This is a genomic window from Burkholderia sp. 9777_1386, from assembly GCF_015712265.1.
GTDB classification, from domain to species: domain Bacteria; phylum Pseudomonadota; class Gammaproteobacteria; order Burkholderiales; family Burkholderiaceae; genus Burkholderia; species Burkholderia cenocepacia.
On sequence record NZ_JACCQB010000021.1, the window covers coordinates 23,026 to 36,169 of the forward strand.

General features: G+C 67.3%; 11 protein-coding genes. 8 read left to right on the plus strand and 3 right to left on the minus strand.

Translation table 11 applies throughout. The features are described 5' to 3' along the window. The first annotated feature begins 23 nt into the window (after positions 1-23). The 5 genes from H0X91_RS17545 (at position 24) to H0X91_RS17565 (ending at position 5,092) form a co-directional block, all read left to right on the plus strand. On the plus strand, positions 24-800 hold the full coding sequence (locus H0X91_RS17545; protein WP_006482855.1) for an ABC transporter substrate-binding protein: 777 nt from the start codon (positions 24-26) through the stop codon (positions 798-800). Positions 801-888: 88 nt separating this feature from the next. Next, positions 889-1,545, plus strand: a complete 657-nt coding sequence (locus tag H0X91_RS17550; RefSeq protein WP_006482843.1) for an amino acid ABC transporter permease — start codon at positions 889-891, stop codon at positions 1,543-1,545. Then, a complete protein-coding gene (locus H0X91_RS17555; protein ID WP_006482849.1) occupies positions 1,542-2,297 on the plus strand; it encodes an amino acid ABC transporter ATP-binding protein in 756 nt (251 codons plus the stop codon). The genes H0X91_RS17550 and H0X91_RS17555 overlap by 4 nt, the downstream gene beginning before the upstream one ends. Further along, a complete protein-coding gene (locus H0X91_RS17560; protein ID WP_012493322.1) occupies positions 2,294-3,604 on the plus strand; it encodes an NAD(P)/FAD-dependent oxidoreductase in 1,311 nt (436 codons plus the stop codon). Before H0X91_RS17555 ends, H0X91_RS17560 begins: the two co-directional genes overlap by 4 nt. Before the next feature lie 219 nt (positions 3,605-3,823). Further along, positions 3,824-5,092 (plus strand): glycosyltransferase, encoded by a 1,269-nt coding sequence (locus tag H0X91_RS17565; protein WP_058903099.1) that lies wholly within the window; start codon positions 3,824-3,826, stop codon positions 5,090-5,092. 53 nt (positions 5,093-5,145) lie between these two features. On the opposite strand, the gene H0X91_RS17570 is transcribed toward H0X91_RS17565, so the two are convergent. After that, the gene (locus H0X91_RS17570; protein ID WP_062885508.1) at positions 5,146-6,564 is read right to left on the minus strand and encodes a cytochrome-c peroxidase; all 1,419 of its coding nucleotides are present in this window, start codon (positions 6,562-6,564) and stop codon (positions 5,146-5,148) included. A 95-nt stretch (positions 6,565-6,659) separates the two neighbouring features. Continuing rightward, positions 6,660-8,333 (minus strand): phospholipase C, encoded by a 1,674-nt coding sequence (locus H0X91_RS17575; protein ID WP_058903100.1) that lies wholly within the window; start codon positions 8,331-8,333, stop codon positions 6,660-6,662. A 399-nt stretch (positions 8,334-8,732) separates the two neighbouring features. Between H0X91_RS17575 and H0X91_RS17580 the strand changes: the two genes are divergently transcribed. Further along, the gene (locus H0X91_RS17580) at positions 8,733-9,590 is read left to right on the plus strand and encodes an EamA family transporter (protein ID WP_062885666.1); all 858 of its coding nucleotides are present in this window, start codon (positions 8,733-8,735) and stop codon (positions 9,588-9,590) included. A gap of 26 nt (positions 9,591-9,616) precedes the next feature. Here the strand turns inward: H0X91_RS17580 and H0X91_RS17585 are convergent, their stop codons facing one another. Beyond that, positions 9,617-10,090 (minus strand): Lrp/AsnC family transcriptional regulator, encoded by a 474-nt coding sequence (locus H0X91_RS17585; protein WP_006479071.1) that lies wholly within the window; start codon positions 10,088-10,090, stop codon positions 9,617-9,619. Between the two features lie 319 nt (positions 10,091-10,409). On the opposite strand from H0X91_RS17585, the gene H0X91_RS17590 reads away from it, so the two are divergent. Both H0X91_RS17590 and H0X91_RS17595 read left to right on the plus strand, forming a co-directional pair. Beyond that, on the plus strand, positions 10,410-11,795 hold the full coding sequence (locus H0X91_RS17590; protein ID WP_006481698.1) for an amino acid permease: 1,386 nt from the start codon (positions 10,410-10,412) through the stop codon (positions 11,793-11,795). 46 nt (positions 11,796-11,841) lie between these two features. Then, on the plus strand, positions 11,842-13,044 hold the full coding sequence (locus H0X91_RS17595; RefSeq protein ID WP_062885509.1) for an amino acid aminotransferase: 1,203 nt from the start codon (positions 11,842-11,844) through the stop codon (positions 13,042-13,044). The last annotated feature ends 100 nt before the right edge of the window (positions 13,045-13,144 follow it).

Genomic DNA, 13,144 nt, shown 5'->3' on the forward strand with positions numbered 1-13,144 from the left:
GGATTATTCGAGAAGGAGACACCATGGTTCCGTTCATCAAGCGGTTCGGCGCACTGGCCGCCGGTTTCGCCACCTGTATCGCACTCTCCACGGCCTCGGCGGGCGTCGTTGCGGCCGAGCCGACGCTGAAGGTCGGCGCGACCGCAACCGGCGTGCCGTTCACGTTTCTCGACGTCAAGAGCAATTCGATCCAGGGGATGATGGTCGATGCGATCACCGCGGCCGGGAAGTCGGCCGGGTTTCGCGTCGACGTGCAGCAGACCGTGTTCTCCGCGCTGATCCCGTCGCTCACCACGCAGAAGATCGACATCATCTCGGCCGCGATGCTGAAGACGCCGGCGCGCCAGCAGGTCGTCGATTTCTCCGACACCGTCTACACGTTCGGCGAAGGCCTGATCGTGAAGGCCGACGACCCCGGCCGCTATACGTCGATGGACGATTTCAAGGGGCAGGTGGTCGGCGCGCAGGTCGGCACGGCGTTCGTCGACGCGCTCAACAAGAAGGGCATCTTCAAGGAAGTGCGGACCTACGATTCGATCGCCGACATCATGCGCGACGTCGCGCTCGGGCGCATCAAGGCCGGCTTCGCCGACCAGCCGATCGTCGCGTACCAGATCGAGCACGGCGTCAATCGCCAGGTGCGGCTCGTGCCCGAATACCAGAGCGTGGTGAAGGGGCAGGTCTGCTTCATCGTGCGCAAGGGCGACACCGCGACGCTCGAACAGCTCAACGGCGCGATCCGCAAGATGAAGGGCGACGGCACGCTGCAGCAGATCCTGCAGAAGTGGCACATGAGCTGAGCGCCGGCGCGCGATTCCCGACCGGCATCGCCCGCGCGTCGCGGGCATCCACCGCGGCGCGCCGTCCCGACGTCGCATAGGAGACCTCATGTTTTTCCAGAATGCGATCGATTTTCTGCCGATCCTGCTGAAGGGCGCGGTGGTCACGATCGAGATCACCGCATGCGCGTTCGTGCTCAGCTCGGTGCTCGGGCTGATCCTCGCGCTGCTGAAGGTGTCGCGCAATCGGGCGGTATCGACCGCCGGCAGCACGATCGTCAACGTGATCCGCGGGCTGCCGATCATCGTGCAGCTGTTCTACATGTACTTCGTGCTGCCCGATCTCGGCGTCCAACTGTCGGCGTTCCAGGCCGGCGTGCTCGGGCTCGGCATCGCGTATTCGGCATACCAGGCCGAGAACTTCCGCGCCGGCATCGAGGCGATCGACCGCGGCCAGATCGAAGCCGCGCACGCCATCGGCATGCGCGGCCCGATGATCATGCGGCGCGTGGTGCTGCCGCAGGCGTTTCGCATCGCGCTGCCGCCGTACGGCAACACGCTCGTGATGCTGCTGAAGGATTCGTCGGTCGCGTCGACGATCACCGTCGCGGAGATCACGCGCGCCGGCCAGCTGATCGCGTCGTCGACGTTCCAGAACATGAGCGTGTATACGCTCGTCGCGCTGCTGTATCTCGCGCTCGGCCTGCCGCTGATGTTCGGCGTGAACCGGCTCGGCAAGCGGCTCGCATTGAGGAGGGGCGCATGATCCGGATCGATTCGATACACAAGCGGTTTCAGCAGCACGCGGTGCTGAAGGGCGTGAGCCTCGACGTGCAGCCGGGTGAAGTCGTGTGCCTGATCGGGCCGTCCGGTTCCGGCAAGTCGACCGTGCTGCGCTGTATCAACGGCTTCGAGACCTACGACGAAGGGTCGATCACGATCGACGGCGTGAAGGTCGACGCGCATTCGAAGCGGATTCACGAGCTGCGGATGCGGGTCGGCATGGTGTTCCAGCGCTTCAACCTGTTTGCCCACCGCACGGCGCTCGAGAACGTGATGGAAGGGCCGGTGCACGTGCGGCGCGTGCCGGTCGCGCAGGCGCGCGAGCAGGCCCGCGCGCTGCTCGACAAGGTCGGCCTCGCGCACCGGATGAATGCGTATCCGTCCGAGCTGTCGGGCGGGCAGCAGCAGCGCGTCGCGATCGCACGCGCGCTTGCGATGGAGCCGCAGGCGATCCTGTTCGACGAGCCGACGTCGGCGCTCGACCCCGAACTCGTCGGCGAAGTGCTCGGCGTGATGCGCGGGCTGGCCCGCGACGGAATGACCATGGTGGTCGTCACGCACGAAATGGCATTCGCGCGCGAGGTGGCCGATCGCGTGTGCTTCCTGCACGACGGCACGATCTGCGAAAGCGGACCGGCGCGCGACGTGCTCACGCAGCCGACTCATCCCCGCACGCAGGAATTCCTGCGTCGCCTGCTGGCGTCGGACGGCGCCGACAACCCGGATCGAACATGAGCGCAACGAACGCGGCACCCGGATGGCCCGACTCGCCGTGGCCGGATTCGCTGTGGGCGGCGACCGCCGCGCCGGCGCCCGATACGCCCGCGCTCGACGCGTCCGTATCGTGCGACGTGGCGATCGTCGGCGCCGGCTTCACGGGCCTGTCGACCGCACTTCACCTGGCCGAACGCGGCGTGAACGTCCGCGTGATCGACGGCGCGCAGCCGGGCTGGGGCGCGTCCGGCCGTAACGGCGGGCAGGTCATTCCCGGGCTGAAATACGACCCCGACGAACTCGTTCGCCGGTTCGGCGACGCGGCCGGCGAGCAGCTTGCCGGTATCGTCGGCGGCGCGGCCGATACCGTGTTCGACCTGATCGCGCGGCACGCGATCGACTGCGATGCGCGTCGCCAGGGCTGGATCCAGCCCGCGCCGACCGCCGCGATGCTCGACACGGTCGCCCGCCGCGCGCAGCAGTGGGCCGCGCGCGGCGCGCCGGTCGAGGTGCTCGGCCGCGACGACGTCGCGCGACGGCTCGGCACGCCCGCGTATGCGGGTGGCTGGATCGATCGCCGCGCGGGCAGCGTGCAGCCGCTCAGCTATACGCGCGGCCTCGTGCGCGCCGCACAGGCGAGCGGTGCGGTCGTGCACGGCTTGACCCGCGCCGTCGGACTGACGCGTGCCGACGGCCGCTGGCAGGTCGCGACGTCCGGCGGCGCGACGCTGTCGGCCGCGCGCGTCGTGATCGCGACCAACGGCTACACGGATGGGCTATGGCCCGGCTTGCGCCAGTCGGTGATCGCCGCGAACAGTTTCATCGTCGCGACGCAACCGCTCGCGCCGGAACTCGGTCGCGACATCCTCGCCGGCGGCGAGGTCGCATCCGATGCGCGGCGCCTGCTGCTGTACTTTCGCCGCGATGCGGCCGGGCGACTGCTGATGGGCGGCCGCGGCCCGTTCGCCGAACCGCGCGCGCCGGGCGACTGGCGCCATCTGGAACGCGCGACGACGCTGTTGTATCCGCAACTGAAGGGCGTCCGGTTCGAATACCGCTGGGCCGGACGCGTCGCGATCACCGCGGATTTTCTGCCGCACGTGCACGAGCCCGCACCGGGCGTGACGATCGCGCTCGGCTACAACGGCCGCGGCATCGCGATGGCGACGACGCTCGGCAAGCATCTGGCCGCGCATCTGTCGGGCGATGCGCAATTGCCGCTGCCGTTCCGCGTGTCGCCGATCCGGCCGATTCCGTTGCACGGGCTGCAGCGCTTCTATATCGCGGCCGGGGTCGCCTGGTATCGGTTGCTCGACAGCCTGTCCTGACGCAGGTGGGCGGTTGAACCGCGCATCGCGTGCTCCGACGTTTGCGCGAGATGCCGGCGGATGGCTTCGCAGTCGGCGACTGTCGCCCCTACCTGATTCCGGCAATAGGGAAAAATCGACCGCGCCCCGTCCTTGCTTGGCTATTGGAATACCCTATGTTATAAAAGGCCGCGCCCAAATCAGGTGCATAGTCCAACAATAGACAACATAATAGAAATCATGGCCGACGCGGGGTATACCGAAAGTGCGGACACGCGTGTTCGCGTGTTGTTTCACGTAACCGATTTCGGGAACGGCGGGATCGAATCGTCTCTGATCCAGTGGCTGCGCATCCTCGATCGCAAGCGTTTCAGGGCCACATTGTCGGTCACGTACGCGTCGCCGATGCTGGCGCAGCGCTTTCGCGCCCTGATTCCGGATGACATTCCCATTGAAATCCTGGTGCGTCCGCAGTGGCTGCGCTATTTCCAGGACCGCCGCCACGCACGCAAGCTCGACAAAGTGGGCCGGATTGCTCGTGACCTTCACGGCGCGCTCGCGGTGCGTCCGTACATCGGGCGGCGTGTCGCCGAACTGGCGCGCGACGTAGACGTCATCGTCGACTACGACTTGTCGCTGCGGCGCCTTGCCGGCCGCTTCGGGGTGGCCTGGATCGGCGTCAACCACTTCAGCTTCGTCGCCCGGCTCGGCGGCCGCGGCCGGCGCATGCGCCGCCTGCTCGAGCAGTACAGCCGCTACGACAGTATTGCCGCATTGAACCCGCAGATGGGCGACGAAGCCGACCGGATGTTCGGCGACCGGCTGCAGCAAGTCACCGTCCTGCCCAACGCGATCGACATCGACGCCATTCGCGAGAACGCGACTGCCGCGCGTCCCCCGTTGCCAAGCGATGTGCCTTACATCGTCTCCGTCGCCCGGCTCGATGAACTCCAGAAAGATCACCGCACGTTGCTGCGCGCGTATGCGCAACTCGTCGCGCAGCGCGATTTGGCGGAGCATCTCGTGCTTGCCGGCGACGGCGCCCATCGCGACGAGCTCATGCGTCTCGCGCACGAGCTCGGCATCGGCGCGCGAGTGCATTTCATGGGGCAGATGGACAACCCGCATCCGCTGATGGCGGGCGCGTCGATCATGGTGCTGAGTTCGAAGAACGAAGGGATGCCGATGGTGCTGATCGAGGCACTCGCCCTCGGCAAGGCGATCGTATCGACGGATTGCCCGACCGGGCCGCGCGAGATTCTCGACCACGGCCGCGCGGGATTGCTGGTGGAAGTCGGGAATGTCGATGCGTTGGCCCGCGCGATGGCGCAATTGCTGACCGACGACCGACTGCGTGCCGACCTGGCCGCCCGGGCGTTCGAGCGGGCGGCACGCTTCGGCATTGCGGAAAGCAACCGGCGGCTCGATGCGTGCATCGAGGCGATTCGCGTGAAACGCGCAAGCCGGTGTCGAGCGCCATCGGGCGAGGGCATGCAGCGCGCCGGCTGACGGCCGATGTCCTGGCGGCGTGACGCGCCCCGCTTCGGCGGGGCGCGTGTCGTTTACCGCGCAGCCGGGTCGGTAAGCGTATTCAGGAACGCCTCGATGTCCTTGATGTCCTGCGCGGTCATCGCGGGCTTGTCGCCGGGCTTGCGATCGAACGGCGCGTCGGTCACGTCCACGTTCGCGCGATATTTCGGCGGAATGTCGTCGTATTCGTCGACCTTGCCGTCCGCGCCACGCGAGTAGAACTTCTGCGGCGAGATGCTGCGTTCGTTGTAGAACGCCATCACCTGATCGAGCGTGTGGAACACGCCGTTGTGGAAGAACACGTGGCGCGTCGCCGCGTTGCGCAGCGTCGGCGTCAGAAACATTCCGCAATACTGTGTCTGGTCCTTCAGGTCGTCGCGGAACGGCCCGCACACGCCGAGATCGTAGAACGCCGGATTGCGGTTCTGCGCGAGCGCTCGATTGCGCGGCGCGCCCAGCGCCTCGTACTGGTAATCGGTAAACATCGGCGGCAGCCCGTCCTTGCCGGGTTTCGACAAGTGGCAGCCCGCGCAATTCGCCTTGTCCGGATCGTTGAACAGGCGCAGCCCGCGCAGTTCGGCCTGCGTCAGGCGGGCGCGGCCCTCGAGCCAGCGATCGTACTTGCTGTCGTACGGATGGAACGACGGATCCTCGACCTGATAGCGCGCGATCGCGAACATCGCTTCCGATACCGCGAGCTGCGGGCGGTCGAACACGCGCGCGCCGAATAATTGCTCCAGTTGCGCACGATGCGACGATTGCGCGAGCTTGTGCGCGACGTCGTCGACGCTCGCGTTCGCCATTTCGACCGGATTCAGCAGCGGGCCGAACGCCTGTTGCTGCAGCGTATCGGCGCGGCCGTCCCAGAACATCCCGCCCTGCGGCACGAGCTGCGGCGCGGCCGACGTGCCGGCCACCTTCTGCGCCTTGACGACGCCGGCCGCCGCCGCGGCCTGCTGCGCGACGCTCGGCGCGGCGTCGTTTTCGCCGGCGTCGGGGCCGATGCTGAAATTCGGCTGGCGGTACAGGTACATCAGCGACGGCGGTGGACGATAGCCCTGCTGCGTCATCGCGAGGCCGCCCGGCTGCACGTCGAGCGCATTCGGCGGGCCGTACGCGTGATCGGGGCTGTGACACGACGCGCACGACTGCTTGCCCGACGCCGACAGCGACGGATCGTGGAACAGCGCGCGCCCGAGCTGCGCGACCGCCGACAGCGGCTGCGCGGCGGGCCGCTGCAGCACGACCGGATGCGGGTTCGCGCCGGTCCAGTCGGCGACCACGGTGCCGATCGCCGCCGGCACCTGCGCGGGAAACGCGATCGCGAACGCGCCATAGCCGATCACGGCCGCGCCGAGCACGAACGCCGCGCGGCGCAGCAGGCGGGAAGGGGGGCGCGGCGCGGGCGTGCCGGCGGCATCGGGAGACGGAAATGCGGGGCGAGCTGTCATGCTGTCGGTCGAAAATCGGGCGTCGCGCGAAGCGGCGCGTTGAAACGGAAACGGCCGGCGCGTGACGCGCCGGCCTTGCGGTCATGCCGTCACGGTCAGATCGACGGTGCGGCGCTCAATACGGTGCCGAGCGTCGGGTCGAGATACAGCGGCGTCGTGTTCGGCTTCGACGTGAAGTCGAACAGGTTGCGCAGGTCGCCCGCCGTCGCATCGAACGAACCGCCGCCGATACGCTGGCCGCCGAGCCAGTTGTCCTCGATGAAGCGCACGACGGACGACTGGTCGAGCATCGTGTGATCGACGTAGTTCTGCTTCGCATACGGCGAGATCACGACCAGCGGGATGCGCACGCCCGGGCCGCAGCGGCCGTTCACGGTCGCGCCGTTCACGCCGGTGGTGCCGCCCGTGCCGCACTTGCCGGCGCCGTTGAGCTGATCGACCGGGTCCGACGATGCGCGCGTCGGCGCCGTGTACACGTGGTCGTACCAGCCGTCCGAGTCGTCATAGGTGACGATCACCGCGGTGTTCTGCCAGTCCGGCTGCTGCTGCAGGAAGTTGACGACCTTGGTCACGAACGCCTGCTCGTCGAGCGGATCCGAATAGCCCGCGTGGCCGTCCTGCGCCGCCGGCGCCTTCAGGTAGCTGACCGACGGGAAGTTGCCGGCCTTCACGGCGGCGAAGAAGTCGTCCGTGTCGTACTGGTGGTTCGCCGGTTCGGGAGTCTTGCCGTCGGTCTCGACGCTCGAACCGATCGCCGCGATCGAGCTCGGGCGCGTGTGCTGCGGGTTCGCGGTCGACGCGTAGTACTGGAACCAGTTGTGGTGCGGGATGTAGTCGGCCGTCGCGGCGTTCACGGCGGTGGCGACCGTGCTGCGCGTGCAGCCCGTCGTGCCGTTGCCGTTGGTCGTCGACAGGTTGAAGCCGCCCATGAAGCCGCCCCACGTGATGTTCGCGCCGTTCAGCAGGTCGCCGATGTTCTTGCCGGTCATCATGGCCTGGTCGGTCGGGCTGGAACACACGTCGAAGCCCGGGTCGACGTCGTTGATCATCGTGAAGCCGCCCTGGCCGTCATTGATGTAGTACGAGCTGGCGGCGAGCGTCGACGGCTGCTTCGACGTCTTGACGATCTGCATCCCGTTGGTCTGCCCCGACACGACGTTCAGCGCGCCCGGCGTCGACGGGCCGTACGACGTCGTGAACGTGTTGTCGCTCATCGCGAAGCGCTGCGCGTAGTTCCACAGCGCGGTCACCGTGTTGCCGTCGAAGTAGCCCATCACCTGGCCCTTCGTGCCGAACGCGCCGGCGCCGCCGGACGAGCCCTTGCCCGTGTACTTCGGGAACAGGTCCGCCAGACCGTTGTCCTCGGCCTGCTCTTCGGCCGTGTACGCGTGGTTCTGGTCGGCGGTCGCGGCCTGCGTGCGGTCGAGGCGGAACGGGTTCGCGGCGTCGGTGCCGTTGGCCGTGTTCGTGAAGTTCGGGTTCGCGGTCAGCAGCGTGCCCGTCAGGCCGTTCGGCGTCGGCGTGCCGGATTTCGCGGTGAACGCCGGTTCGCCCGACGGGTTCGTCGCGTTCGGGTAGGTGCCGAAGTAGTGGTCGAACGAGATGTTTTCGCCGTAGATCACGACGACGTGCTTGATCGGCGTGGCGGTCTGCAGCGCATCCTGCGACGACACGGCGGGCGTCGGCGTGGAATCGTCGCTGCCGCCGCAGGCGAACAGCGCCAGCGCTGCGGCTGCGCAGGCAGTGACGAGCAAGGCTTGACGGAACATCGGGAAACTCCAGGGTAAGGTCTTCGATGGTGGAGAACGGCCCCGTCGCCGTGTCGGTTCGGCGCGAAGCTCGTGAGGGAGCACGCGCATTGGACCAGCCGCGTATGAAGATATGGGGACAGAGTGATTTCGCGATGGTTGCGCTCCGGTATCGGTTTCATTACGACGCAGGGCGATGCGAAAGAGAACGGAAAGGGGCGGACCGTGTGCAATCTCCACGTCACATACCGCCACGGGCGTACTGCGGTGGCGGCATCCGGCGCGGGAGCGGCAGGGCGCGTGGCGGCCGGCTCACGTCCGGAGTCTCGTGCGTCGCTTTTTTGACAATCCGGTGACGCATTCATAGGATGAACGGCTGCCGCGCACCGCGCGGCCTCCGACCGTCAGGGAGTGTTCAGCGTGCCGATCCCCGTTCTGTTTGCCGTTCTGTGCGCGGCGTTCCTGCACGCGTCATGGAATGCGCTGGTGCGCAGCAGCGGCGACCGGCTGCGCTCGGCCACGGTGCTGCAGATCGCGATCGGGCTGTTCGCGCTGCTGTTCCTGCCGGCCGCCGCGCCGATCACGCCGACGAGCTGGCTGTGCGTCGTCGCGTCGGCCGTGATCCACGTCGTCTATACGCTGCTGCTCGTCCGCGCGTACGAACACGGCGACCTGACCGTCGCATACCCGGTCGCGCGCGGCACGGCGCCGCTGCTCGTCACGCTCGGCGCGGCGGCGTTCGTCGGCGAGCGCCTGAACTTCGGTGCGCAAGGCGGGCTCGTGCTGATCTGCGCGGGGATCATGGCGATCGGGCTGGAGCGCGGACGCGGCGCCCGACACCGGATGACGCAGGTGCTGCCGACGGCGTTCGCGACCGGCGTGTCGATCGCCGCGTACAGCGTGGTCGACGGGATCGGTGTACGCGAGAGTGGCAGCACGGTCGGCTATACCGCGTGGATGTTCGTGCTGACGGGTGTGCTGATGGCCGGGTACTACCGGCTGCGGGCGGGATCGTTGCGGTTGACGCAGGATGTCGGCGAAACCGCGAAGGCCGCCTGCGGCGGCGTATTCGCGGCGCTCGCGTACGGCATCGTGATCTGGGCGATGGATCGCGCGCCGATGGGGCCGGTCTCGGCGCTGCGGGAGACGAGCGTGGTGTTCGCGGCACTGATCGCGCGCGTGTATCTCGGCGAGCGGCTGACGCCGCGCCGGGCGGCCGGTTGCGTGGTGATCGCGGCGGGGGCGTTGTTGATCAGTGCGTTCGAGGCGGTGGGGTAAAGGATCACCCCGGTGCGCCGGGCGTGTCAGCTTTCCACCGGCATCGCACTCGTACACTTGATCTCGTCGAGGCACACGCTCGAATGCACGCCGCTCACGCCGGGAATGCGCATCAGCGTTTCGAGCAGGAACGTCGACAGCCCCTTCAGGTCGTGCGCGACGACCTTCAGCACATAGTCGATGTCGCCCGTCACCGAGAAACACTCCTGGATCTGCGCGAGATCCGACACGAGTTTCTGGAACTTCGACAGATCGCGGATATGTCCGCGCTCCATCGTCACGTGCACGAACGCGGTGACGCCGAAGCCGAGCGTGTCGGGGCAGAGCCGGGTTTCGTAACGGCGGATCGCGCCGATTTCCTCCAGCCGGCGGTGGCGTCGCAAGGTCTGCGCGGGCGACAGGCCGACGGCCTTCGCCAGGTCGAGGTTCGACGCGCGGCCGTTCTCCTGCAACACCGACAGCAAGTGGCGATCGATGCGATCGAGAACCGGTTCAGGCATTTTTGTTTCCTCATCTGTCTCCTGGATGCAATCTTATCTCATAATGTAGGGTTTGCATGAGCGGGTTACGCAACCCGATTTCGCCGTCGCGACGCTAAACTGACGCCGGATTTTCGTGTGCGGCCGCAGCAATGCGGCGCGGGCGACGAGTCGGCGGCGGGGCTGGCCGGCACGCCGACGCGGATCGACTGCCGGCACGCGAAGATTGCAGTCCCCAACCCGGTGGCTCCACGAACGGCCGCCGGCACAGCAAAACAGCGCCCGGCACACCGAGGCGCGCCGCACCGCTCCAGGCGGAAGCGGACAGAGTGGAGAAGACATGGTTTCTGGAAACGACAGCGACGGCCTGAAGCGCGGGCTGAAGAACCGGCACATCCAGCTGATTGCGCTCGGCGGCGCGCTCGGCACGGGGCTGTTTCTCGGCATCGCGCAGACGATCAAGATGGCCGGCCCGTCCGTGCTGCTCGGCTACGCGGTAGCCGGCGTCGTGGCGTTCTTCATCATGCGCCAGCTCGGCGAGATGGTCGTCGACGAGCCCGTCGCGGGGTCGTTCAGCTATTTCGCGAACAAGTACTTCGGCCACTTCACGGGCTTCCTGTCCGGCTGGAACTACTGGGTGCTGTACATCCTCGTCAGCATGGCCGAACTGTCGGCCGTCGGGATCTACGTGCAGTACTGGTGGCCGGGCGTGCCGACCTGGGTGTCGGCGCTCGTGTTCTTCGTCGCGATCAACCTGATCAACCTGACCAGCGTGAAGTCGTACGGCGAGACGGAATTCTGGTTCTCGATCATCAAGGTCGCCGCGATCGTCGGGATGATCGGCTTCGGCGGCTGGCTGCTCGCGAGCGGCCACGCCGGGCCGGAAGCCACCGTCCGGAACCTGTGGCAGCACGGCGGCTTCTTCCCGAACGGCGTGTCGGGCCTCGTGATGTCGATGGCCGCGATCATGTTCTCGTTCGGCGGGCTCGAGCTGGTCGGCATCACCGCGGCCGAGGCCGACGATCCGAAGCGCAGCATCCCGCGCGCGACCAACCAGGTCATCTACCGCATCCTGATTTTCTACATCGGCGCGCTGGCCGTGCTGCTATCGCTGTATCCGTGGGAGAAGGTCGTCAGCGGCGGCAGCCCGTTCGTGCTGATCTTCCACGCGCTCAGCAGCAACCTGGTCGCGAACGTGCTGAACGTCGTCGTGCTGACGGCCGCGCTGTCGGTCTACAACAGCGGCGTGTACTGCAACAGCCGGATGCTGTTCGGCCTCGCGCAGCAGGGCAACGCGCCGAAGGTGCTGTGCTCGGTGAACAAGCGCGGCATCCCGCTCGCGGCGCTCGGCGCATCGGCGCTCGCGACCGGCGTGTGCGTGCTGGTCAACTACTTCATGCCGGGCAAGGCGTTCGAGGTGCTGATGGGCCTCGTCGTGTCGGCGCTGATCATCAACTGGGCGATGATCAGCCTGATCCACCTGAAGTTCCGCCAGGCCAAGCGCGCTGCCGGGGAGGAGACTTCCTTCCGCAGTCTGGGCTATCCTTTCACGAATTACCTGTGCCTGGCATTCATGGCCGGCATTCTCGTCGTGATGTACCTGACGCCGGATCTCCGCCTGTCGGTGTACCTGATCCCGGTATGGCTCGCGGTGCTCGCGGTCGGGTATCGCTTCCGTCAGAAGAATGCCGGCTTTGCGGTGCATGATGGCGTCTCCGCACGCTGACGCAGGCCACGACCGACCATTCTTCCAAACGAGACCGACTCAAGCCATGTTCGAACACATCGACGCGTACCCGGGTGACCCGATCCTGACGCTCAACGAGAACTTCCAGAAAGATCCGCGCGACCAGAAGGTCAACCTGAGCATCGGGATCTATTTCGACGCCGAAGGCCGGATTCCGGTGATGGGCGCGGTGCGCGAAGCCGAGACCGCGCTGCAGCGCGACAGCGGCCCGAAGCCGTACCTGCCGATGGTCGGCCTGGCCGCGTATCGCGACGCCGTGCAGTCGCTGGTGTTCGGCGCCGATCACCCGGCCCGCGCGGCCGGCCGCATCGCGACGCTGCAGACGCTCGGCGGCTCGGGCGCGCTGAAGGTCGGCGCCGATTTCCTGAAGCGCTATTTCCCGGATTCGCAAGTGTGGCTGAGCGACCCGAGCTGGGAAAACCATCGCTTCATCTTCGAGCGCGCCGGCTTCACGGTGAACACGTATCCGTACTACGACGAGGCGACGGGCGGCCTGAAGTTCGACGCGATGCTCGCGGCGATCGACGCGCTGCCGGCGCGCAGCATCGTGCTGCTGCACGCGTGCTGCCACAACCCGACCGGCGTCGACCTCGACGAAGGCCAGTGGGAGAAGCTGATCGACGTGATCGAGGCGCGCGGGCTGCTGCCGTTCGTCGACATGGCGTACCAGGGCTTCGGCGCGGGCCTCGACGCGGATGCGTTCGCGGTGCGCGAGCTGGCCCGCCGCGGCGTGCCGACGCTCGTCGCGAACTCGTTCTCGAAGAACTTCTCGCTGTATGGCGAGCGCGTGGGCGGGTTGAGCGTCGTCTGCGAAGACGCAGCCGCGGCCGAGCGCGTGCTCGGCCAGTTGGCCGGCGCCGTGCGCTCGAACTACAGCAATCCGCAGACCTACGGCGCGAAGGTCGTCGCGGCCGTGCTCGGCACGCCGGCGCTGCGCAAGCAGTGGGAAGAGGAACTGGCGGCGATGTGCCGCCGCATCGCGCGGATGCGCCAGTCGATCCACGACGGCCTGCGCGACCACGTGAGCGGCGAAGCGCTCACGCGCTACGTGAAGCAGCGCGGGATGTTCACGTACACGGGCCTGACCGAATCGCAGGTCGACGCGCTGCGCGAGGTGCACGGCGTGTACATCCTGCGCTCGGGCCGGATGTGCGTGGCGGGCCTGAACGACTCGAACGTCGGCATCGTCGCGGACGCGATCGGCAAGGTGCTGAAGAGCGGCGCCTGACCGCGGCGCCGCGGCGCGCCAGGATGCACAACCGGCTGTGTCCCGTCACGGGAGCAGCCGGTTTTTTGTTGGGCGTCGATCATGTGCGGTGCCCGGCTGA

Coding starts and splice junctions, on each gene's coding strand:
- H0X91_RS17545 (WP_006482855.1), top strand. CDS start 24: ATGGTTCCGTTCATCAAGCGGTTCGGCGCACTGGCCGCCGGTTTCGCC.
- H0X91_RS17550 (WP_006482843.1), top strand. CDS start 889: ATGTTTTTCCAGAATGCGATCGATTTTCTGCCGATCCTGCTGAAGGGC.
- H0X91_RS17555 (WP_006482849.1), top strand. CDS start 1,542: ATGATCCGGATCGATTCGATACACAAGCGGTTTCAGCAGCACGCGGTG.
- H0X91_RS17560 (WP_012493322.1), top strand. CDS start 2,294: ATGAGCGCAACGAACGCGGCACCCGGATGGCCCGACTCGCCGTGGCCG.
- H0X91_RS17565 (WP_058903099.1), top strand. CDS start 3,824: ATGGCCGACGCGGGGTATACCGAAAGTGCGGACACGCGTGTTCGCGTG.
- H0X91_RS17570 (WP_062885508.1), bottom strand. CDS start 6,564: ATGACAGCTCGCCCCGCATTTCCGTCTCCCGATGCCGCCGGCACGCCC.
- H0X91_RS17575 (WP_058903100.1), bottom strand. CDS start 8,333: ATGTTCCGTCAAGCCTTGCTCGTCACTGCCTGCGCAGCCGCAGCGCTG.
- H0X91_RS17585 (WP_006479071.1), bottom strand. CDS start 10,090: ATGCCTGAACCGGTTCTCGATCGCATCGATCGCCACTTGCTGTCGGTG.
- H0X91_RS17590 (WP_006481698.1), top strand. CDS start 10,410: ATGGTTTCTGGAAACGACAGCGACGGCCTGAAGCGCGGGCTGAAGAAC.
- H0X91_RS17595 (WP_062885509.1), top strand. CDS start 11,842: ATGTTCGAACACATCGACGCGTACCCGGGTGACCCGATCCTGACGCTC.